This window comes from Achromobacter pestifer (assembly GCF_902859625.1).
Taxonomy (GTDB): domain Bacteria; phylum Pseudomonadota; class Gammaproteobacteria; order Burkholderiales; family Burkholderiaceae_B; genus Achromobacter; species Achromobacter pestifer.
In genome coordinates, this window is the sequence record NZ_CADIJX010000010.1 from 30347 (window position 1) to 49857 (window position 19511).

Sequence of the window (19511 nt, forward strand, 5' to 3'; positions counted from 1 at the left end):
CAGCGGCGGCCGTTTCAGGCACGCTGGGCAACATCCACGACCGGCGCACCGGTCATGTCCGCCAATTGGCGGGGTGTCAGATTGAACACCGCGTGCGGATGGCCAGCAGCGGCCCACAGGCTGTCGTAGTTGAACAAGTCGGCATCCAGCAGCATGACCGGCTTGACGGCATGGCCGATGGGGCACACGCCACCGATGGCGTAGCCCGTCATGTCGCGCACGAACTTCGCGTCGGCCTTGGCCAATGCGCCGACCTGCTCAGCCACCTTGGACTCATCCACGCGATTGGCGCCGCTGGCGATGACCAGCACCGGCGCGTTGTCGGAAGCCCGCCGGAAGATGATCGACTTGGCGATCTGCGCCACTTCGCAACCGAGACCTGCCGCGGCTTCCGCCGACGTCTTACCCGTCTGCGGCAACACGACGACAGGTTTGTCATGTCCGATATCCAGCAGCAAGCGGGCGACCCGTTGAGCGGATTCGGGCAAGGCGGCGAGGGATTCTGGGGACATCGTGACGCACTCCGTTGCTAAGCGTCGCCGCGCGAATGGGCGGCGGCCGGGAAAGTCGAGAGACGAGTTTATCAGCGCCCGCGATGGCCGCCTGCCCGCCCCGGCGGGCTAGAATGCGGACCTGGTTTCCCCTTCCTGCCTTCCATGCGTTCCGAACCTGTCCTGCCCCTGCAAACTGCCTTGATCGGCGGCTACGCCATGTCCTATACCGAGTACGGCAGCGGCACGCCGCTGGTCCTGGTGCATGGCTCGCTGTCGGACTGCCGCTACTGGAAGTCGCAGATGGCGCCGTTGGGCAAGTCGTTTCGCGTGCTGGCGGTTTGCCTGCGCCGTTACTGGCCAGAGGTCTGGGATGGCGCGGGCGATGGCTTTTCGATCGAGCAGCACGCCAGCGATGTGCTGGAATTCATCGATAGCGTTGCCGGCGGCCCTGCTCATCTGGTGGGCCATTCCCGTGGCGGCCGCGTCGCGCTGGAAGCCGCGCTGCGCCAACCCGGCGCGGTGCGCAGCCTGACGCTAGCCGACCCTGGGCTGCCGCTGCCCGGCGGCGATGATTCCCGTGGAGGCTTTCGCCAGCGCGCCTTGACGCTGATCCGCCAAGGAGACATCGAGGAAGGCCTGGCCCTGTTCGTGGATACCGTGACCGGACCCGATACCTGGCAACGCATGGTGCCGTGGTTCAAGGAGATGGTGCGCGACAACGTCGGCACGCTCTTCGGCCAGGCAGATGAACATCCGGAAGCCCTGACGCCGCAGCAGATCGCCACCCTGAAGCTGCCGACCCTGCTGATCGGCGGCGCGCTCAGCCCCGCCCCCTATCCCGCCGTGCTGGACGCCCTGTCGGCATGGCTGCCGCATGCGCACCGGGTGACGGTCATCGGTTCTTCGCACGGCATGAACCTGGGTAATCCCCGCGCCTTCAACGGCGCCATCGAAGAGTTCATCGGGGGCTGATTCGCCGCGCCCCGCTGGCGCAAGCCCGCAATCACGGTTCCACTGACGGCGTGTGCTTCAGGCGTCGCAACACAAACGTCGAACGGCTATGACGCACGCCGCGCAGCTTGTACAGCCGCTTGCGCAGGAATTCCTCATAGCCTTCCGTGCCCGCCACGGCCACCTTGATCAGATAGTCATATTCGCCCGTGACCAGAAAGGCTTCGACCACTTCTGGCAGCCGGGTGATCTCTTCGCCAAACCGCGCCAGAGCCTCGTCGTCGTGGTGCTCCAACGTCACTTCGATCATGACGGTGTCGGGCAGCCCCAGCGCCTTCTGATTCAACAACGCGGCATAGCCTTCGATGACGCCGGCCTCTTCCAGTGCCTTGACCCGGTTCCAGCAGGGCGTGGGGGACAGGCCCACCTGCTCGGCCAGCTTCAGGTTGGTCAGCCGACCATCGGCGCGCAAGGCACGCAGGATCTTGCGGTCGGTTTCGTCGATTTTCGGGGTGGTGGACATGGAAAATGGGCCTGAAAAGAGAATATCCCTGTAAAGATTAATTTTACAAGATAGATATTCCTCGGTATCGCCGAAATAGGCGTGAATCAAGAAACCTATTTTGTCTTCTCGGCCGTAGACTTTCCAGCAAGACGGGCACTACCCCACCCGTCGGATTTCGACGCTTGCTCCGTGGCACAACCCGGCGCGTGCGCCGACAGTTCCAACGCAGCAACCCGCGCGACGATCCGCGCGGCTGGAAACCATGTCCCACGCAGCAGCTGTACCCGCAAGAACCGGTCTGGGCCTGTCCGGCACCGTCATGCTTCTGACCGCCCCCGCGTTATTTGCGTCAAACATGGTCGCGGCCCGCTGGGCCCATGACGCCAATCTACCCCCCGTATTCCTTGCCTTCGGCCGCTGGCTGCTGGCCTTGCTGATCCTGTTGCCCTTGGCCGCCCCGGCCTTGCGTGCGCACCGCCGTGCCTTGTGGCGCGGACTGCCCACCTTGCTGCCACTGGCGGTACTGGGCATGGGCGTGGCAGTGGCGCCGCAATACATCGGCGCGCAAACCACCAGCGCCACCAATATCGCCCTGATTTTTTCGTGCAGCCCCATCCTGGTCGCGCTGCTGGAAGCCTTGGTATGGCGCAAGCCGCTATCGGCCTTGCGCGCGTCTGGCCTGGTGCTGGCCCTGGGTGGTGTATTGATCGTGTTGTCGCGAGGCGACGTTCAGGCTTTGGCCCGGCTAGCGTTCGGCCAGGGCGACCTGTGGGTGCTGCTGGCGGCAACCGGCTGGGCGTTCTATACCGTGCTGCAAAAGCGCCTGACGCTGCCCGCCGTGCCCGACAGCGCGCGCTTGGCGACGATGATGCTGGGTGGCGTGCTGGCGCTGGCGCCCTTTGCCGGCATCGAAGCGGCAGCGGGCGCCACGCCGCCCTGGACCGATCCGCGCCTGGCGGCCGTGCTGCTGTTCCTGGCGGTCGTGCCCAGCCTGGGCGCGTACTACGTCTATGGCCGGCTGATCAGTCAGGCCGGCCCCGCCACGGCAGGGTTGTCGATGTTTCTGGTGCCGGTCTACGCGGCGCTGCTGGCGTGGCCGCTGCTGGGCGAAGCGCCGCAACTGTTCCACGCCTATGGATTTGTGATGATTCTGATGGGCGTGAAACTGGCGTCTTCGCGGATGCAAACCAGGGCGACCACTGCGGCCGCCCCGGCCTGAACCCGCACGAGGTCGATCAGCGGCCCGCGCCCTGGGCCGCGATGACTTCCTGCGCCACCTGGCGCGGCGCTTCAGCGTAGTGCTTGAACTCCATCGTGTAGGTCGCGCGTCCTTGGGTCAGTGAACGCAGCGACGTCGAATAGCCAAACATCTCGGCCAATGGCACTTCGGCGCGCACTACCTTGCCGCCGCCGCCCGCGATGTCTTCCATGCCTTGCACCATGCCGCGACGCGACGACAAGTCGCCCATGACGTTGCCGGTGAAGTCCTCGGGGGTTTCGACTTCGACTTGCATCATGGGTTCAAGCAAGACCGGATCTGCCCGGCGCATGCCTTCCTTGAACGCCATCGAACCCGCCATCTTGAAGGCGTTTTCGTTCGAGTCCACGTCGTGGTACGACCCGAAGAACAAGGTCGCCTTCACGTCGACGACGGGGTAGCCCGCCAGCACGCCGGCATTCAGCGATTCGCGGATGCCCTTGTCGACGGCCGGGATGAATTCGCGCGGCACCACGCCGCCCTTGATGGCGTCAACGAACTCATAGCCCTTGCCCGGTTCTTGCGGTTCCAGCTTCAGTACCACGTGGCCGTACTGGCCACGGCCACCCGACTGCTTGACGAATTTGCCTTCGACTTCGTTGCAGGCCTTGCGGATGGTTTCGCGGTAGGCCACTTGCGGTTTGCCCACCGTGGCCTCGACGTTGAATTCACGCTTCATGCGGTCGACCAGGATCTCCAGGTGCAACTCACCCATGCCCGAGATGATGGTCTGGCCTGATTCTTCGTCCGTGCGCACGCGGAACGACGGGTCCTCTTGCGCCAGGCGGTTCAGCGCAATGCCCATCTTTTCCTGGTCGGCCTTGGTCTTCGGTTCCACGGCCTGTGAGATCACGGGTTCGGGGAAGACCATGCGTTCAAGAATGATCACGTGCGCCGGGTCAGACAAGGTATCGCCCGTGGTGACGTCCTTGATGCCGACCGCGGCCGCGATATCCCCCGCGTACACCTCGGTGATTTCACGTCGCTCGTTGGCGTGCATCTGCAAGATGCGGCCCAGCCGTTCCTTCTTGCCCTTGATCGGGTTGTAGACGGAATCGCCGGACTTCACCACGCCGGAGTAAACGCGGAAGAACACCAGCTGCCCGACAAACGGGTCCGTCATGATCTTGAACGCCAGCGCCGAGAACGGTTCCTGGTCGGTCGGATGGCGTTCGATTTCGCGGTCGCGCTCGTCGTGGCCGTTGATGGCAGGCACGTCGACGGGCGACGGCATGTAGTCGATGACGGCGTCCAGCATGGCCTGCACCCCCTTGTTCTTGAAGGCGCTGCCGCACAGCATGGGCACGATTTCGTTGGCAATGGTGCGCGCCCGCAGCCCCTGCTTGATCTCGTCTTCTGTCAGGGTTTCGCCCGACAGGTATTTTTCAAGCAGGGTCTCGTTGGCCTCAGCGGCCTTTTCAACCATTTTGTCGTGCCATTCCTGCGCCTGCGCTTGTTGGGCGGCGGGGATGTCCACGTACTGGAATTTCACGCCCTGGCTGGCGTCATCCCAGATGATGGCCTTCATCTTGACCAGGTCGATCACGCCTTCAAAATGGTCTTCGGCGCCCACGGGCAGTTGAATCGGCACGGCATCGCCCTTCAGGCGTTCGGCGATCTGGCGTTGCACGCGCAGAAAGTCCGCGCCCACGCGATCCATCTTGTTGACGAAGGCCAGGCGCGGCACCTTGTACTTGTTGGCCTGACGCCAGACGGTTTCGGACTGCGGCTGCACGCCGCCCACGGCGTCATAGACCATGACGGCGCCGTCCAACACCCGCATCGACCGTTCGACTTCAATGGTGAAGTCCACGTGCCCCGGCGTATCGATGATATTGATGCGATGTTCCGGGTAATTGCCCGCCATGCCCTTCCAGAAGGCGGTAGTGGCGGCCGACGTGATGGTGATGCCGCGTTCCTGCTCTTGCTCCATCCAGTCCATCACGGCGGCGCCATCATGCACTTCGCCAATCTTGTGGGTGATGCCGGTATAGAAGAGGATGCGCTCGGTGGTCGTCGTTTTGCCCGCGTCGATATGGGCGCTGATGCCGATATTGCGGTAAAGCTCGATGCGCGTCTTGCGAGTCATGGCCTCTTCCTTGCAGTGAACCACTGTGCACGTACGGCGCGCGTCCGACCGGACGCTGCCGCGGCGGGCGCCATGCCGCGTGTGGTGCTGGGGAGATGCGTAACCGCGCCCGCGCTGATGCGTAAATATTACGCGCCGCGCGGCAAGATACAAGAACCAATCGTCCCCCCCAAAGAAAAAGATCTTTATGGGCGCGATAGCCAAAAAAAACCCCTCGGCATCGAGGGGTTTTGTCGCACGTGCACCGGCGTGGCGCCAGCGCAGGCAGCGCTTACTTCTTTTCTTCCTTGACGCGATACACCAGCACGGCAGTGGTGGCCAGCGACAGGACCTTGGCGGTGACGCTGCCCAACAGCAGGCGCGACAGGCCGCTGCGGCCGTGGCTGCCGATGAAGATCAGGTCGCATCCAGCGTCGGTGGCGGCTTGGACGATACCGTCGGCCACGTTGAAGTTGGACACGGCGCGCGCTTCAGACTTGACCCCGGCGGTATCCGCGCGGTCGGTGATCAATTTCAGGTACTTGTCGGCTTGCTCGGCCGAAGCCTTTTCGTAATCTTCGTCGGTGATGGCGTAGGCTGCGGCCATGCCGTCAAAACCGATCGTGGCCGCAAAGGGCTGCGTCACGTAAAGGGCGACGACTTCGGCACCGACCGAACGTGCGAAGGTAATACCCGCGTTGGCGGCTTGGGCCGACAGCGGCGAACCGTCGGTGGGAATCAGGATCTTCTTGAACATCTTGCCTGCTCCTGTTTGAGAGGAATCTTTATGCTACCGGAAAGCCGCCAGGTTCACATCAAGGGAACCCGGCAAGCTTGACGCGCGTCAAGTATCGCTTCAGCCCAATTGTTGGGCAGCTGCGTACAAATTGGTGCAGCGGGTGCCGGTGCGGCAGTACGCCAACACGGGGCCCGGCAGGGTATTGAGCAGTTCGGCGAAGCGCACGACGTCGGACACGGTCATGGCGCTGCCCACCACGGGCTGGTATTCGACTTGCAGGCCGGCAGCGACTGCCGCCTTGGACACGTCGGCAGCGGTGGGCTGGTCCGGGCCGCCTTCAAAGTCGGGGCGATTGATGATGACGCTCTTGTAGCCGGCGGCGGCCACATCGGCCATGTCGTCGGGACCCAATTGAGGCGCGACGGCAAAGTTTTCGGTCAGGGGTTTGATGGGTGCGGACATGGCGGTTCCTTCAGATAGATAGCTGCGTATTATTGATTGTAGGAGCCGTTTTGCGCGAAGAGTTTTTCCAATTCGGTCCAGATGCCCCGATCGTCCGCGATCGAGACCGAAAAGCGCAACATGGTCGACGGCGCCTGTGACGGGGAAAACAGCGTGCCCGGCGCCAGCAGCATGCCACGGTCGGCGGCCTCGCGCGCCAGCACTTCGGTATCTCGGCCGCAATCCGTCCACACGAACATCCCGGCGTTGGGCTCATGAGGCACCGTCAGCCCCAGTTTCAGCAGCCCTTTCAGGCACCGCTGGCGGGCGTCGTCCACCCGCGCCCGGACACGCTCGATGTGGCGCCGGTATTGGCCTTCCATCAGCACGCGGTGGACCACGCGCTCGCCTAGCTCGGGCGAGGTCAGGCCGGCCAGCATTTTCAGGTCGGCCAACTTTTGCAGGATGTCGGGGTTGGCGGCCACATAGCCCACACGCAGGCTCGCGGCCAGCATCTTGGAATAGCCGCTGACCAGGATGACGCGATTCAGCCGGTCCAGCACGGCCAGCTTCATGGCGCCGCCCGGATGCAGTTCGCCATAGGTGTCATCTTCGACCACCATGAAATCGTGGCGCTCGGCGATCCGCAGGATGTCGTAGGCCACCCCTGCCGACAAGGTGTGCCCAGTGGGGTTATGCACCGCGCTGTTGATGATGAAAAGCTTGGGTTTGTGCTCGGCGGCCATCTGTTCCAGCATGGCGATGTCCGGGCCGTCAGGCCCGCGCGGCACCCCGATCAAGCGCGCGCCGAAGGCTGCCAGACGGCCAAAGATGACGAACCACGCGGGGTCTTCCACCAGCACGGTGTCGCCTGGCTTGACCAGGTGCCGCGCGATCAGGTCCAGCCCGTGCGTTACCCCATTGGTGGTCAGCAGATTGAGTTCCGGATGCGCCGGCACGCCATCGTTCTGCAACGATGCCGCGATCTGCTGACGCAACGGCGCGAAGCCTTGCGGATGGCCGTAGCTGACCAAGTTGGCGCGTACGGAACGCCCCACCGCGCGCACGGCGCTGGCCACCATGTCCGGGTCCAGCCATTCGGCCGGCAGCAGGCCCGCTCCGCCTGGCATGCCCGGGGCCGTGGTTTCGCGGAACATGCTGCGCAGCAGCCAGGCGATGTCCACCCGGGCAGGCGGCGCCAGGGTGACGGCTGGCGCCGTCGCGACCGCGGCCAGAGGGCCGCTGCGCGCCCGGACGAAAAAGCCTGCTCCCCGGCGCGACTGGACCAGGCCACGGGCCACCAGGCGGTCATAGGCTTCCACCACCGTGAAGCGGCTGACGCCTGACTGTTCGGCCATTTTTCGGATGGATGGCAGGCGGGTACCGGGCCGCAGGCCCTGTTCGTCGATGCGGCGAGCCAGGCCATCGGCCAACTGCGTCACCAGGGAGGCATCGGCCTGGCGCACGGGTTGCCAGGGCATGGAAGAGGCGGGAGAGGAAGCAACTGTCATGGGGATTTGACCAGGCCAGTGATTAAAGTGATATGCCTAAGTGTACCGGTACTGTACCGATAACTATGCGTAGAGTGACAGTTATACGAAAAGCCCGCAACCACGGGTGTCCCCGCCCCCAAATTCCGCCTGTCACCCCGCCCTTTTCCTGGCCGCTGTCATGACCCGATCCTCGCTTTATCCGTTGCCCCGGACGGCGCCCTCCGCGCCGCCATCCGTCTGGGAGGGCTATGGCTATGGCTTCCTGGGTGTGCTGGTCTTTTCCCTGACGCTGCCGATGACGCGCGTGGCGGTCGCCGAACTGGCGCCCCTGCTGGTGGGTCTGGGGCGTGCCCTGGTGGCCGCCGTGCCGGCCATTGCCCTGTTGTGGTTCACGCGCAGCCGGCGGCCAAACCGCCAGGAATGGCCCGGGGTGATCCTGGCGGCGCTGGGCATCGTCGTAGGCTGGCCGCTGGCTTCCACCGTGGCCATGCAAACCGTATCGTCTTCGCACGGTGCGGTGTTCAACGGGCTGCTGCCGCTATCGACGGCCGCTTTCGCGGCGCTGCGTAGCGGAGAGCGCCCGTCAGCCGCCTTCTGGGCCTGGGCGGTGGTGGGCGCTGCGCTGGTCACCACCTTTGCCTTGCGCCAAGGCGACGGCACGCTGGCCACCGGCTACCTTTGGCTGCTGGTGGCCGTGGTGCTGGGTGGCATGGGTTATGCGGAAGGCGCCCGTGCGGCGCGCACGCTGGGCGGCTGGCGCACCATTTGCTGGGCGCTGGCGATCAGCGCGCCCGTGGTGCTGGCGCCTGTCGGCTGGTTGGCCACGCAGGCCCACTGGCCCAGTGCCACGGTGGTTACCGCTTGCGCCTACTTGGCATTCGGTTCAATGTTCCTGGGATTCTTCGCTTGGTACCGCGGCTTGGCCGTGGGCGGGATCGCCCGGGTGGGACAAGTGCAGTTGTTGCAACCCTTCCTCACTGTCGTGGCGGCTGCATTGCTATTTGGTGAATCCGTGGAACCGTCGACATTCGTCTTCGCGGTTGCCGTGATCGCCGTTATCGCCGGCGGACGCCGCGCCATTGTGAGGACCGCAAAATGAATCTGCTCCCGACCAACTGGGCCGACGTGCCCCTGGCTTCCGCATCGCTGCTAGGCCCGCTGGCCCTGTTCGCGCTGGTCAGCTCGATTACGCCGGGGCCCAACAACGTCATGCTGGCATCGTCCGGCCTGAATTTCGGCTTCCGCCGCAGCATGCCGCACCTGCTGGGCGTGAATCTGGGGTTCACGTTGATGATCTTCCTGGTGGGCATTGGCCTGGGTTCGGTCTTCCAGCAAGTGCCCGAGCTGTATACGGTGCTGAAGTACGGCGGCGCCGCGTACCTGCTTTACCTGGCCTGGAAAATCGCCAACTCGGGCGGCATGGACGACGGTGAGGCCCGGGGCAAGCCGTTCACCTTCCTGCAAGCGGCGGCATTTCAATGGGTCAATCCCAAGGCATGGGTGATGGCGGTGGGCGTGGTGGCCACCTACACGCCGCAGAACGGCTTCTTCGCCAATCTGGTGATTGCCACGCTGGTCTGCGGCATCGTCAACCTGCCCAGCATCGGCGTCTGGGTCACGTTCGGCACTGCGCTACGCCGGGTACTGCATAAGCCCTGGGCGATCCGCGCCTTCAACATTGGCATGGCGCTGCTGCTGGTGGCGTCGCTGTATCCGGTGGCGTTGGAACTATTGCGCTGACGCGCAAGCCGGATCCCGGGGTATCCTGATACCGGAACCCCGCTGACCCGACAGGGTCATATCTTTCATGCCCGCCCTGCCCCGCCTCTCCGCCCGCCGGCTTTTCGTCGCCGCCCTGCTTGCCACCGCCAGTGTGGTGGGCTGCTCGCAACTGGATTCCTGGCAGCGCCAGACAATCTTTTCCCCCCAATCCGAACCGCAGACCTGGTGGCGTGAACCCGCCGCCGGCACCGAGGTCTATGACCTGGCGCTGGCCAACGGCGACAAGGTGCGCGCCTGGTACTGGCAAAGCCCCAAGGCGGGCGCCCCCACGGTGCTGTATCTGCACGGCGCGCGCTGGAACCTGAACGGCAGCGCCTTTCGCATCGACGGCTGGACACGCATGGGCTATTCCGTGCTGGCCATCGACTACCGCGGCTTTGGCGCATCCACGCCGCGCCTGCCGTCCGAGGACAGCGCGCTGGAAGACGCGATGGCGGGGCTGAAGGAACTGGCCCGGCTGCAACCCGATCCCGCGCGCCGCTTTGTCTACGGCCACAGCCTGGGCGGCGCCATCGCCATTGACCTGGCGGCACGCCCCGAACAACCGGACTTCGCGGGCTTGATCGTGGAGTCCAGCTTCACCAGCATCGGCGCCATGCTGGGCACCCTGCGTTGGGGCAAGGTGCCAGGCGCCGGCCTGTTGGTCACGCAGCCGTTCGATTCCGTGGACAAGCTGGCGCAGATGCACACGCCCATGCTGTTCATGCACGGCACGGCTGACCGCGTGGTGCCCCATACGATGAGCGACGAACTCTTCGCCGCGGCGCGCAGCGTGGCGCCAGACCTGAAACGGCTGGTGAAGATCGAAGGCGCGTCGCACTCGGGCGCCTTTCGCAGCGGCCCGCAGTATGACGCTGCCGTGAAGGCATTCATGCAAGACGCCACCCGGGCATACAAACGCAAAGCGGGCTGATGCCCGCCGCCCTGCCTGCGCGCGGGGCGTAGTCTTGCCCGTCCCCCCACACAAACCCGCCGGGAAAACCCGATCTCGGGAAACTCCCATATAAAACTTCTACTAAATATATTTACTGGATATTAAACTTCAGTCCTGTTCGCCGCTCCGCCAATGAAGCGACGCCATCTTGAGGAGAATCCAGTTGAGTAACGTGCGTTGGCAGGGCGTATTTCCTGCCGTAACCAGTAAGTTCCACGCCGACGAATCCCTCGACTTTGAAGCGATGCGCAAGCACTTCGGCTTCTTGATCGACAACGGGGTTCACGGTCTGGTCACCTGCGGCTCGCTGGGCGAAGCCAGCACCCTGACGCTGGAAGAAAAGCTTGCGGTCACGCGGTGCGCGGTGGAAGTCAGCGCCGGCCGCATTCCGGTTCTGGCCAACGTGTCGGAAACCAGCACTCGCGAAGCGCTGCGTTTCATCAAGGCCGCCGTCGAAATGGGCGTGGACGGCTTCATGTTGATGCCATCGCTGATCTACGTGGCGGACGCGCGTGAAGCAATGCAGAGCATCCGCACCATGGCGGAAGCCGCGCAAAAGCCCTGCATGATCTACAACAACCCCGTCGCCTACCGCGTGGACCTGAAGACCGAGCACATGGTCGAACTGGCCGACTGCCCGTGGCTGGTCGCCATCAAGGAAAGCAGCGACGACATTCGCCGCCTGACCGATCTGCGCAATGCCTTGGGCACGCGCTACCAGCTGTTCATCGGCGTGGACGACCTGTCCTATGAAGCATTGGCGCTGGGCGCCGACGGACTGCTGGCCGGACTGGTCACCGCCTTCCCGCGCGAAACCGTGGCGCTTTACGACCTGATGAAAGCCGGCAAGTGGCAAGACGCGCTGGCGCTCTACCAATGGTTCACGCCGCTCTTGCACCTGGATGTGTCCACCAAGCTGGTGCAGAACATCAAGCTGGCCGAAACCCTGGCCGGTGTCGGCAATGAACACGTGCGTCGTCCGCGTCTGCCGCTGATTGGCGCGGAACGCGAGCGTTGCACGGCCATCATCCAGGCCGCGATGGCCAAGCGCCCCAAGCAATACCAGTCGACGTAAGCGTCCGTTCACGGACGCATTCCCCCGCAGCACGAACTCTCCGCCGCGTGGCCTGGCCGCGCGCGGAGGGCCTGTCCTCCTGCACGCCTATCGGACATCATGCAAAGCGACATCATCCTTCAGACCCGGGGCCTGACCAAGGAATTCCGCGGTTTCGTGGCGGTCAACAACGTCGACCTGAGCGTGCGGCGCGGCGCCATCCATGCGCTGATCGGTCCCAACGGCGCGGGCAAGACCACGTTCTTCAATCTGCTGACCAAGTTCCACGTGCCGACGCGCGGCGAGATCCTGTACGACGGCGTGGACATCACGCAGGAACGTCCCGCGCAGACCGCGCGCCGCGGCATCGTGCGTTCGTTCCAGATATCGGCCGTGTTCCCGCAGCTGTCGGTGCGCGAGAACGTGCGCGTGGCCTTGCAGCGCAAGCTGGGCGTGGATTATTGCTTCTGGCGTTCTGAGCGCACGCTGGAAAGCCTGCACCACCGCGTCGAGGAACTGCTGGACCAAGTGGGCCTGCGCACGCACCTGGACGTTGCGGCGGGCGACCTGCCCTACGGCCGCAAGCGCACGCTGGAAATCGCCACCACGCTGGCGCTGGAGCCGGAACTGCTGCTGCTGGACGAGCCCACGCAGGGCATGGGCCACGAGGACGTGGACCGGGTCAAGCACCTGATCAAGCAGGTGTCCGCGGGCCGCACCATCCTGATGGTCGAACATAACATGAAAGTGGTGGCGGACATCTCCGACACCATCACCGTTTTGCAACGGGGCGAGATCCTGGCCGAAGGCCCCTACGCGATCGTGTCGGAAGACCCGGCCGTGCGCGAGGCCTACATGGGAGCCGAAGATGAATGAAGCCGTGGCCGGCGCGTCCGGAAACATGCTGGAGATCCGCAATCTGCATGCCTGGTACGGCGAATCGCACATCCTGCATGGCATCAACCTGGACGTGAAGCCTGGCGAGTGCGTGACGCTGCTGGGCCGCAATGGCGCAGGGCGCAGTTCGACGTTGAAATCCATCCTGGGACTGGTGGGCCGCCGCAGTGGCTCGATCAAGGTTCAGGGGCAGGAAACGGTGGGCATGCCCACCCACAAGATCGCGCGCCGGGGCATTGGCTATTGCCCTGAAGAGCGCGGCATCTACGCCTCATTGAGCGCCGAGGAAAACCTCATGCTGCTGCCCTCGGTGGGCACGGGCGGCATGTCGGTGGAAGAGATCTACACGATGTTCCCCAACCTGAAAGAGCGTGCGCACAGTCCGGGCACGCGGCTGTCGGGTGGCGAGCAACAGATGCTGGCGATGGCACGCATCCTGCGCACCGGCGCCCGATTGCTGTTGCTGGATGAAATCACCGAAGGTCTGGCGCCGGTCATCGTGCAATCGCTGGGCCGTGTGATCCGGCAGTTGAAAGAGCGCGGCTACACCACCGTGCTGGTCGAACAGAACTTCCGCTTCGCCCAGCATCTGGCTGACCGCCATTACGTCATCGAGCACGGCCAGGTGGTTGCCGTGATCGACCGCGCCGAGGTCCAGCACTCGCAGGACAAGCTGAACGCCTTGCTCGGCATTTGATGTCCCACGGTATTCCTTCCGACCGCAGTCCCCCATTCCTACACGGAGCGTAGTCAGATGAAATTGAATCGAATCGCAGCAGCACTGCTTACCCTGAGCGCCGCCGGCGGGGTCCATGCACAAGCCAAGATCAGCGACGATGTCGTCAAGGTCGGCGTGCTGACCGACTTGTCCGGCGTGTATTCCGACCTGGCCGGCAACGGCTCCGTGATCGCCGCGCGCCTGGCCGCGGAAGAAATGGGCAACAAGGTGCTGGGCAAGCCCGTGGAAGTGGTGGCCGCCGATCACCAGAACAAGCCCGACGTGGCCGCCAACCTGGCCCGCGAATGGTTCGACCAGGGCAAGGTCGACATGATCACCGATTTCCCCACGGCGTCCACCGCGCTGGCGGTGATGGAAATCGCGAAGCAGAAGAACCGCGTGACGATGCCTTCGGCCGGCCTGTCCACGGCGATCCTGGGCGAGAAGTGCTCGCCGTTGAATGCGCAATGGACCACCAACACCTACGCACTGGCGGCCGGCACGGCCCGGGCATTGGTGAAGGAAGGCAAGAAGACCTGGTACTTCATCACTGCCGATTACACCTTCGGCCACTCGCTGGAAAAGGATGCAACCGAGGTCATCAAAGAGAACGGCGGTACCGTCGTGGGCGTGTCGCGCCACCCCTTCCCTGGCAATGATTTCTCATCGTTCCTGCTGAAGGCGCAGGCGTCGAAGGCGGACGTGATCGCGCTGGCCAACGCCGGCAACGACACCGTCAACGCCGTCAAGCAAGCCAACGAATTCGGCATCAACAAGAAGCAGATCGTCGCGCCGCTGCTGACCTATATCTCGGACGTGCACAGCATGGGCTTGCCCAAGGCGCAGGGCATGTACCTGACCGAAGCGTTCTATTGGGACTACGACGACGCATCCCGCGCCTGGGCCAAGAAGTTCTTTGAAAAAGCCAAGAAGATGCCGACGGCCTCGCAAGCGGGCGTGTACTCCGCCACCTTGTCCTACCTGAAGGCGATCGAAGCCGCTGGCACGGACGACGCCCCCGCCGTGATGGCCAAGCTGCGCGAAATGACCATCAACGATGCCGTGATCCGCAATGGCAAGCTGCGCGCGGATGGCGCCCTGGTGCATGACATGCTGCTGTTGCAAGTGAAGGCGCCCGCGGAGTCCAAGGCCCCGTGGGACTACTACAACGTGAAGTCGGTGCTGAAGGGCGAGGACGTGTTTCCCAAGCCCCAGGCCTCTTGCCCGTTGAACAAGTCGTAACCCGAAGACGCGCGCCGGGCTTCGCGTCCGGCGCCGGCTGCCCTGCGCGCGGCGCTTGCCTGCGTCACGCGCTTCCTGGAATCCGACGCGCTCAGCCGCCTGCCGCCCACTATGTTCGACATCTCACTTCCCGCCCTGCTCGCCCAACTGCTGGTAGGGCTGATCAACGGCTGCTTCTACGCCATCCTGAGCATGGGGCTGGCCATCATTTTCGGCCTGCTCAATATCGTCAATTTCACGCATGGCGCCCAGTTCATGATGGCGGCGTTCCTGGCGTGGATCGGTTTCACGCAGCTGCCGCAACTGCTGGGGCCCGGCGTGCAGATCAACTTCTGGGCGGCGCTGATCCTGGCGCCGCTGCTGGTGGGCGCGGTGGGCGTCGTGATCGAAAAGACGCTGCTGAAACGGCTGTATCACCTGGACCACCTGTACGGCCTGCTGCTGACCTTCGGCATCGCCCTGATGATGGAAGGCGGTTTCCGCTATTTCTACGGTATCTCGGGCGTGGGCTACGAGCCGCCCGAGATCCTGCAAGGCGGCTTTGACCTGGGGTTCATGTTCCTGCCGGCGTACCGGGGCTTCGTGGTGGTGGCCTCGCTGACGCTGTGCATCGCCACCTGGTACTTGTTTGAACGCACCCGGCTGGGCGCCATGCTGCGCGCCGGCACCGAAAACCCCAAGTTGCTGCAAGCCTTTGGCGTGAACGTGCCGGTGATGATCACGCTGACCTACGGCTTCGGCGTGGCGCTGGCCGGGGTGGCCGGCGTGCTGGCCGCACCCGTCATGCAGATCAATCCGCTGATGGGGTCCAACCTGTTGAACATCGTGTTCGCCGTGGTGGTGATTGGCGGGCTGGGTTCCATCATGGGCGCCATCGTCACCGGCCTGGCGCTGGGGCTGCTGGAGGGGCTGACCAAAGTGTTCTATCCCGAAGCGTCCACCGTGGTCGTGTTCATCGTGATGGCCGTCGTGTTGCTGATGCGCCCCGCAGGCCTGTTCGGCAAGGAGAAATAAGGTGTCGCGCATTCCTCTTTCGATCCGCATCCTGGCATTGCTGCTGCTGCCCGCGCTGCTGGTGCCCTTCTTCCCCCAGATCATCTACCCCGTGTTCATGATGAAGGTGCTGTGCTTTGCGCTGTTTGCGCTGGCCTTCAACCTGCTGACCGGCTTTACCGGCCTGGTGTCCTTCGGCCATGCGGCGTTCTTCGGCTGGGCCGGCTACGCCGCTGGCCAGATGATGATCCTGTTCGGCGCGCGCGGCCTGCCTCCCGAAATCGCCCTGCTCTGCGGCGTGGCCATGGCGGCTGCCATCGGTTATGCGATCGGCTGGCTGGCCATCCGGCGCACCGGCATCTATTTCGCGATGATCACGCTGGCCCTGTCCCAGGTGGCGTACTTCATGGCGGTGCAGGTGGGCTGGACGCGCGGCGAGGACGGCATGCAGGGCATCCCTCGCGGCAAGTTCCTGGGCCTGGTGGATCTGAGCGTGGACACGAACATGTATTACTTCGCGCTGGGGGTGTTCGTGCTGGGCTTCCTGTTCGTCTATCGGGTGATCCATTCCCCCTTCGGCCAGGTGCTCAAGACCATCCGAGACAACGCGCCACGCGCCATTTCGCTAGGTTACGATACGGATCGGTGCAAGCTGTTGGCCTTCGTGCTGTCCGCCTCGGTCGCCGGGCTGGCCGGTTCGCTCAAGGCGCTGGTGCTTCAGCTGGTGGCCTTGAACGACGTGTCGCTGGCTACCTCCACCGAGGTGCTGTTGATGACGCTCCTGGGCGGCATCGGCACGGTGTGGGGCCCTGTGGTCGGGGCGACGCTGGTTGTCAGCTTGCAGAATTATCTTGCCACCCTGGGCGATGTCGTCACCATCGTCATTGGGCTGATTTTCGTGTTGTGCGTGTCGTTCTTCCGACGCGGGTTCGTTGGCGAATGGCTGGCCTACACGCAGTGGCGCAAAACGAAGGAAAACAATAATTGATGGCAGGAGCAGAACCCAAACGGCGTGCCGCGGATGTGGCCTACGACCAGATCGAAAGCATGATCGCCACGCTGCAATTGCAGCCCGGCAGCGCGGTCGTGGAAGCAGATCTGGTGGAAAAGACCGGCCTGGGGCGCACGCCCCTGCGTGAAGCGCTGCTGCGCATGGTGGCGGCCGGGCTGATCCGCCAGGAACCGCGGCGCGGCTTGCGCGTGTCGATGATCCAGCTGGCGGACCACATGGATCTGATCCAGACCCGCCGCGCACTGGAACAATTGATCGCCGCCAGCGCGGCACGACGTGCCACGCCCACGCAGCGCACCCAGATCGTGGACTGCGCGGCGCAAATGATCCGCGCATCGGAAGGCGGCAACCTGGACGACTACATGCACGCCGACCAGTTGCTGGATTACGTCTGTCACGACGCCTGTCGCAATGTGTCCGCCGTGAACGCCGTCGAGCCGTTGATCATTCAGTGCCGGCGCTTCTGGTACGCCTATCAGCATGAAGGCGATATCGCCGAAGGCGCCCGCCGCCACATGCTGATGGCCCAGGGCATTGCCACCGGCAATGAAGCCGCGGCCATCAAAGGCGCGGATTCATTGATGGACTACCTGGAGATGTTCACGCGCAAGGTCATTGGCGCGTAGCCGCGGGCACGGCAACCGGGGCCACGGCGGCGTCCGCACGGCTCCGGTTCAGCCATTGCATGACGCGCGGGCGTGACCGGTCATAGGCCAGGTTGTACAGGAATGCGTAGGGCAGGTAGAACAGCACCAGGGCGATATCCAGCACAAAGGCTTCCCACAAGCTGATGTTGAGCCACCAGGCCGCCAGCGGGATCACGATCAGAATCAGGCCCAGCTCGAATCCAAAGGCATGCACGATGCGCACCCGCAGGTTGCGCGTCCAGCCAAAGCGGTTTTCGACACGATCGAAGCCTGCGTTGTAGATCATGTTCCAGACCAGTGCGATCCAGGCGATGACCGCGGTCAGCACGCCCATTTCAAACAGGGATTTGCCCATGGCCCAGGCGGCCGCGGGCGCGCACAGGCCGATGGCCAGGATTTCAAACAGAAAGGCGTGGAAAAAGCGTTCTTTCAGGGTTTTCGTGGTTTGCGTCATGACCCACCTGAGGTCGGTTGCTACAGAATGGAAGGCATTTTCGACGAAATTTCCGGTACGATAAAGATCATATCCATCGGAAAAACCGATATACCAATGCGCCATTCACTTGAATCCCTGGCGGCGTTCGCCCAAGTCGCCTCTGAAGGCTCGTTTTCCGCAGCCGCCCGGAAACTGGGAAAAAGCCAGTCCACGATCAGTGAAACCATCGCCAACCTGGAGGTGGACCTGAATGTCACGCTGTTCGATCGCAGCCAACGCCAACCCGCGCTGACCGGGGCCGGCCAGGTATTGCTGGGCCAAGCCTTGCAGGTGCTGGCCGCGAATGACCGCCTGAACCGCAGCGCCAGCCAATTGGCCGAGGGGCTGGAACCCCGGCTGACCGTGGTGCTATCGGACACATTCCAGTCCGAGACCTTTGAAACCATGCTCAGCCAGATCGACCGGCGCTACCCGGCGCTGCGCTTTGAATGCCTGATCGCGGAATACGAAGATGTGGTGGCGCTGGTGCAGCAGGGGCGCGCGCATGTGGGTCTGATGGCGGCGCAGGACAGCTACCCGCCCGACGTGGCGCACGCCACACTGTCCGATATGTCCGAAATCGTGTTGTGCGTGGGGCGCGGCCATCCGCTGGCGGGCCGCCCCCGGGTCACGAACGATGAGCTAAGGACTGAGCGCGAACTGCGTCTGAGCACCTACGAACTGGACGACAAGGACACCGCGCCGCCACACGCTACCTGGTCGGCGCCGGGCTATCTGATGCTGCTTGAAATGGCCAGCTTGGGGTTTGGCTGGGCCGAATTGCCACGCTGGATGATTCAGCGCTTCGGGCGTGATCAACTGGTGGAACTGACGGTGCCCGGCTGGCCGCGCCATATCCGGGTGGATGCCGTGTGGTCCACGCGGCGTGCGTTGGGGCCCGCAGGTGCATGGTTGCTGGAAAGCCTGACGCGCGGATGACGCGCACCCGGCGTGATTCAACCCGCGGCCGCCGGCAGGCGAGCGATGCGTAAGCCGTTGGCGCTGATCCAATCACCCAGCAGGGGGCTGGCCAACACATCGAATTCGGCTTGGCGCTGGTGTGACATGGCGCTGTCGTCCGAACTATCCATGGCGGGATGGCACATCAGCAGATCCCCATCGCGCGCATTGCACAGCCAATGCTGCAACAGGCTCTCGTAGTGGCGCTTGCCGCCCTCGAATCCGTAAACGCCCAACAACCGGCGATTGGTGCGAACACCGTCCTGGCGGGCCTGACGGGCCAACGCCCCGGAGCCCAACGCACCGATGATGCGAGCCTTGATCGATTCCTTCAACGGAATGCCTTGCAGCGCGCCGGGTGCGGTCTGACGCAGCCAGGGCCGCTGATCGCCGTAGCGGCGCTTCAGTTGCGACAGCACTTGTTCGCGGATGCCGGGCAATTGGTGCACGTGTTGATGGCCATCCACATAATCGGGCGCACGGCCAAACGTGGATTCAAAGGCATCGAACTGACGATTCAATTGCGCGTCGATCCAAGCTGGATCCAGCTGGCCGGCATAGGCGCGAAGAATCAGCGCCCTCAGCGACGGCATCGGCGCAGCATCCCCGCCCAGTGATTCCGAGAAGTTCACGTGCAGGCCGATGTCGATATCGTGCGCGGCCAGGCGGCCGGCATTCCGGGCAAACGTGGGGCCTAGCGACAAGCCACTGACGGCGCTCAAGCGGCCCATGCCCGCCAGCGCGATCATGCCTTCATCGATATCGGCATTCATGCCAAAATCGTCCCCGCAGACGACGATTCGTTTGCTCATTGCGCCACCTCTGCTTTCCATTTCACCACGATTTCC

Annotated in this window: 21 protein-coding genes; 13 read left to right on the plus strand and 8 right to left on the minus strand. The window is 63.9% G+C overall.

What is annotated here, in order from left to right; all coding sequences use genetic code 11:
- Positions 1-14 precede the first annotated feature (14 nt).
- Positions 15-512 (minus strand): YbaK/EbsC family protein, encoded by a 498-nt coding sequence (locus HV753_RS26535; protein WP_175177565.1) that lies wholly within the window; start codon positions 510-512, stop codon positions 15-17.
- Between the two features lie 144 nt (positions 513-656).
- On the opposite strand from HV753_RS26535, the gene HV753_RS26540 reads away from it, so the two are divergent.
- Entirely contained in the window at positions 657-1466 is an 810-nt protein-coding gene (locus HV753_RS26540; protein ID WP_175177566.1) for an alpha/beta fold hydrolase, read from the plus strand.
- Between the two features lie 31 nt (positions 1467-1497).
- Here the strand turns inward: HV753_RS26540 and HV753_RS26545 are convergent, their stop codons facing one another.
- On the minus strand, positions 1498-1968 hold the full coding sequence (locus tag HV753_RS26545; RefSeq protein ID WP_175177567.1) for an Lrp/AsnC family transcriptional regulator: 471 nt from the start codon (positions 1966-1968) through the stop codon (positions 1498-1500).
- Between the two features lie 244 nt (positions 1969-2212).
- Here HV753_RS26545 and HV753_RS26550 point away from each other — a divergent pair, with 244 nt between their 5' ends.
- On the plus strand, positions 2213-3169 hold the full coding sequence (locus tag HV753_RS26550; protein ID WP_246288404.1) for a DMT family transporter: 957 nt from the start codon (positions 2213-2215) through the stop codon (positions 3167-3169).
- A gap of 16 nt (positions 3170-3185) precedes the next feature.
- On the opposite strand, the gene fusA is transcribed toward HV753_RS26550, so the two are convergent.
- The 4 genes from fusA to HV753_RS26570 all read right to left on the minus strand — a co-directional run bounded on the left by fusA (position 3186) and on the right by HV753_RS26570 (position 7922).
- Positions 3186-5297: an elongation factor G gene (fusA, locus tag HV753_RS26555; RefSeq protein WP_175177568.1), complete on the minus strand. Its 2112-nt coding sequence runs from the start codon at positions 5295-5297 to the stop codon at positions 3186-3188.
- 271 nt (positions 5298-5568) lie between these two features.
- A complete protein-coding gene (locus HV753_RS26560; protein WP_175177569.1) occupies positions 5569-6033 on the minus strand; it encodes a universal stress protein in 465 nt (154 codons plus the stop codon).
- Between the two features lie 99 nt (positions 6034-6132).
- The gene (locus HV753_RS26565) at positions 6133-6477 is read right to left on the minus strand and encodes a protein tyrosine phosphatase family protein (protein WP_175177570.1); all 345 of its coding nucleotides are present in this window, start codon (positions 6475-6477) and stop codon (positions 6133-6135) included.
- A gap of 29 nt (positions 6478-6506) precedes the next feature.
- Positions 6507-7922: an aminotransferase-like domain-containing protein gene (locus HV753_RS26570; protein ID WP_175177668.1), complete on the minus strand. Its 1416-nt coding sequence runs from the start codon at positions 7920-7922 to the stop codon at positions 6507-6509.
- 205 nt (positions 7923-8127) lie between these two features.
- Between HV753_RS26570 and HV753_RS26575 the strand changes: the two genes are divergently transcribed.
- The 10 genes from HV753_RS26575 (at position 8128) to HV753_RS26620 (ending at position 17207) form a co-directional block, all read left to right on the plus strand.
- Positions 8128-9048 (plus strand): DMT family transporter, encoded by a 921-nt coding sequence (locus HV753_RS26575; RefSeq protein WP_175177571.1) that lies wholly within the window; start codon positions 8128-8130, stop codon positions 9046-9048.
- Complete coding sequence (locus HV753_RS26580; protein ID WP_175177572.1) at positions 9045-9689, plus strand: LysE family translocator; 645 nt, start codon at positions 9045-9047, stop codon at positions 9687-9689. Before HV753_RS26575 ends, HV753_RS26580 begins: the two co-directional genes overlap by 4 nt.
- 67 nt (positions 9690-9756) lie before the next feature.
- Positions 9757-10644, plus strand: coding sequence for an alpha/beta hydrolase (locus tag HV753_RS26585; RefSeq protein WP_175177573.1), 888 nt, complete (start codon positions 9757-9759; stop codon positions 10642-10644).
- Between the two features lie 184 nt (positions 10645-10828).
- The gene (locus HV753_RS26590) at positions 10829-11740 is read left to right on the plus strand and encodes a dihydrodipicolinate synthase family protein (RefSeq protein WP_175177574.1); all 912 of its coding nucleotides are present in this window, start codon (positions 10829-10831) and stop codon (positions 11738-11740) included.
- A gap of 99 nt (positions 11741-11839) precedes the next feature.
- Entirely contained in the window at positions 11840-12595 is a 756-nt protein-coding gene (locus tag HV753_RS26595; protein WP_175177575.1) for an ABC transporter ATP-binding protein, read from the plus strand.
- On the plus strand, positions 12588-13313 hold the full coding sequence (locus HV753_RS26600; protein WP_175177576.1) for an ABC transporter ATP-binding protein: 726 nt from the start codon (positions 12588-12590) through the stop codon (positions 13311-13313). The genes HV753_RS26595 and HV753_RS26600 overlap by 8 nt, the downstream gene beginning before the upstream one ends.
- A 57-nt stretch (positions 13314-13370) precedes the next feature.
- Complete coding sequence (locus HV753_RS26605; RefSeq protein WP_175177577.1) at positions 13371-14576, plus strand: ABC transporter substrate-binding protein; 1206 nt, start codon at positions 13371-13373, stop codon at positions 14574-14576.
- Between the two features lie 111 nt (positions 14577-14687).
- Positions 14688-15590, plus strand: coding sequence for a branched-chain amino acid ABC transporter permease (locus HV753_RS26610; RefSeq protein WP_006217401.1), 903 nt, complete (start codon positions 14688-14690; stop codon positions 15588-15590).
- Between the two features lies 1 nt (position 15591).
- Complete coding sequence (locus HV753_RS26615) at positions 15592-16557, plus strand: branched-chain amino acid ABC transporter permease (RefSeq protein ID WP_175177578.1); 966 nt, start codon at positions 15592-15594, stop codon at positions 16555-16557.
- The gene (locus HV753_RS26620) at positions 16557-17207 is read left to right on the plus strand and encodes a GntR family transcriptional regulator (protein WP_175177579.1); all 651 of its coding nucleotides are present in this window, start codon (positions 16557-16559) and stop codon (positions 17205-17207) included. The genes HV753_RS26615 and HV753_RS26620 overlap by 1 nt, the downstream gene beginning before the upstream one ends.
- Here HV753_RS26620 and HV753_RS26625 read toward each other — a convergent pair.
- Positions 17194-17682: a multidrug/biocide efflux PACE transporter gene (locus HV753_RS26625; RefSeq protein ID WP_175177580.1), complete on the minus strand. Its 489-nt coding sequence runs from the start codon at positions 17680-17682 to the stop codon at positions 17194-17196. The genes HV753_RS26620 and HV753_RS26625 overlap by 14 nt on opposite strands.
- Before the next feature lie 96 nt (positions 17683-17778).
- On the opposite strand from HV753_RS26625, the gene HV753_RS26630 reads away from it, so the two are divergent.
- The gene (locus HV753_RS26630) at positions 17779-18642 is read left to right on the plus strand and encodes a LysR family transcriptional regulator (protein ID WP_175177581.1); all 864 of its coding nucleotides are present in this window, start codon (positions 17779-17781) and stop codon (positions 18640-18642) included.
- Between the two features lie 17 nt (positions 18643-18659).
- Here HV753_RS26630 and HV753_RS26635 read toward each other — a convergent pair whose 3' ends face one another.
- Entirely contained in the window at positions 18660-19475 is an 816-nt protein-coding gene (locus HV753_RS26635) for a ChbG/HpnK family deacetylase (RefSeq protein WP_175177582.1), read from the minus strand.
- Between the last annotated feature and the right edge of the window lie 36 nt (positions 19476-19511).

Excerpts from the sequence above, each read along its gene's own strand:
- fusA (WP_175177568.1), bottom strand. The coding sequence starts at position 5,297 with ATGACTCGCAAGACGCGCATCGAGCTTTACCGCAATATCGGCATCAGC.
- HV753_RS26535 (WP_175177565.1), bottom strand. The coding sequence starts at position 512 with ATGTCCCCAGAATCCCTCGCCGCCTTGCCCGAATCCGCTCAACGGGTC.
- HV753_RS26610 (WP_006217401.1), top strand. The coding sequence starts at position 14,688 with ATGTTCGACATCTCACTTCCCGCCCTGCTCGCCCAACTGCTGGTAGGG.
- HV753_RS26630 (WP_175177581.1), top strand. The coding sequence starts at position 17,779 with ATGCGCCATTCACTTGAATCCCTGGCGGCGTTCGCCCAAGTCGCCTCT.
- HV753_RS26580 (WP_175177572.1), top strand. The coding sequence starts at position 9,045 with ATGAATCTGCTCCCGACCAACTGGGCCGACGTGCCCCTGGCTTCCGCA.
- HV753_RS26605 (WP_175177577.1), top strand. The coding sequence starts at position 13,371 with ATGAAATTGAATCGAATCGCAGCAGCACTGCTTACCCTGAGCGCCGCC.
- HV753_RS26540 (WP_175177566.1), top strand. The coding sequence starts at position 657 with ATGCGTTCCGAACCTGTCCTGCCCCTGCAAACTGCCTTGATCGGCGGC.
- HV753_RS26560 (WP_175177569.1), bottom strand. The coding sequence starts at position 6,033 with ATGTTCAAGAAGATCCTGATTCCCACCGACGGTTCGCCGCTGTCGGCC.
- HV753_RS26625 (WP_175177580.1), bottom strand. The coding sequence starts at position 17,682 with ATGACGCAAACCACGAAAACCCTGAAAGAACGCTTTTTCCACGCCTTT.
- HV753_RS26600 (WP_175177576.1), top strand. The coding sequence starts at position 12,588 with ATGAATGAAGCCGTGGCCGGCGCGTCCGGAAACATGCTGGAGATCCGC.
- HV753_RS26545 (WP_175177567.1), bottom strand. The coding sequence starts at position 1,968 with ATGTCCACCACCCCGAAAATCGACGAAACCGACCGCAAGATCCTGCGT.
- HV753_RS26575 (WP_175177571.1), top strand. The coding sequence starts at position 8,128 with ATGACCCGATCCTCGCTTTATCCGTTGCCCCGGACGGCGCCCTCCGCG.
- HV753_RS26565 (WP_175177570.1), bottom strand. The coding sequence starts at position 6,477 with ATGTCCGCACCCATCAAACCCCTGACCGAAAACTTTGCCGTCGCGCCT.
- HV753_RS26595 (WP_175177575.1), top strand. The coding sequence starts at position 11,840 with ATGCAAAGCGACATCATCCTTCAGACCCGGGGCCTGACCAAGGAATTC.
- HV753_RS26620 (WP_175177579.1), top strand. The coding sequence starts at position 16,557 with ATGGCAGGAGCAGAACCCAAACGGCGTGCCGCGGATGTGGCCTACGAC.
- HV753_RS26550 (WP_246288404.1), top strand. The coding sequence starts at position 2,213 with ATGTCCCACGCAGCAGCTGTACCCGCAAGAACCGGTCTGGGCCTGTCC.
- HV753_RS26585 (WP_175177573.1), top strand. The coding sequence starts at position 9,757 with ATGCCCGCCCTGCCCCGCCTCTCCGCCCGCCGGCTTTTCGTCGCCGCC.
- HV753_RS26635 (WP_175177582.1), bottom strand. The coding sequence starts at position 19,475 with ATGAGCAAACGAATCGTCGTCTGCGGGGACGATTTTGGCATGAATGCC.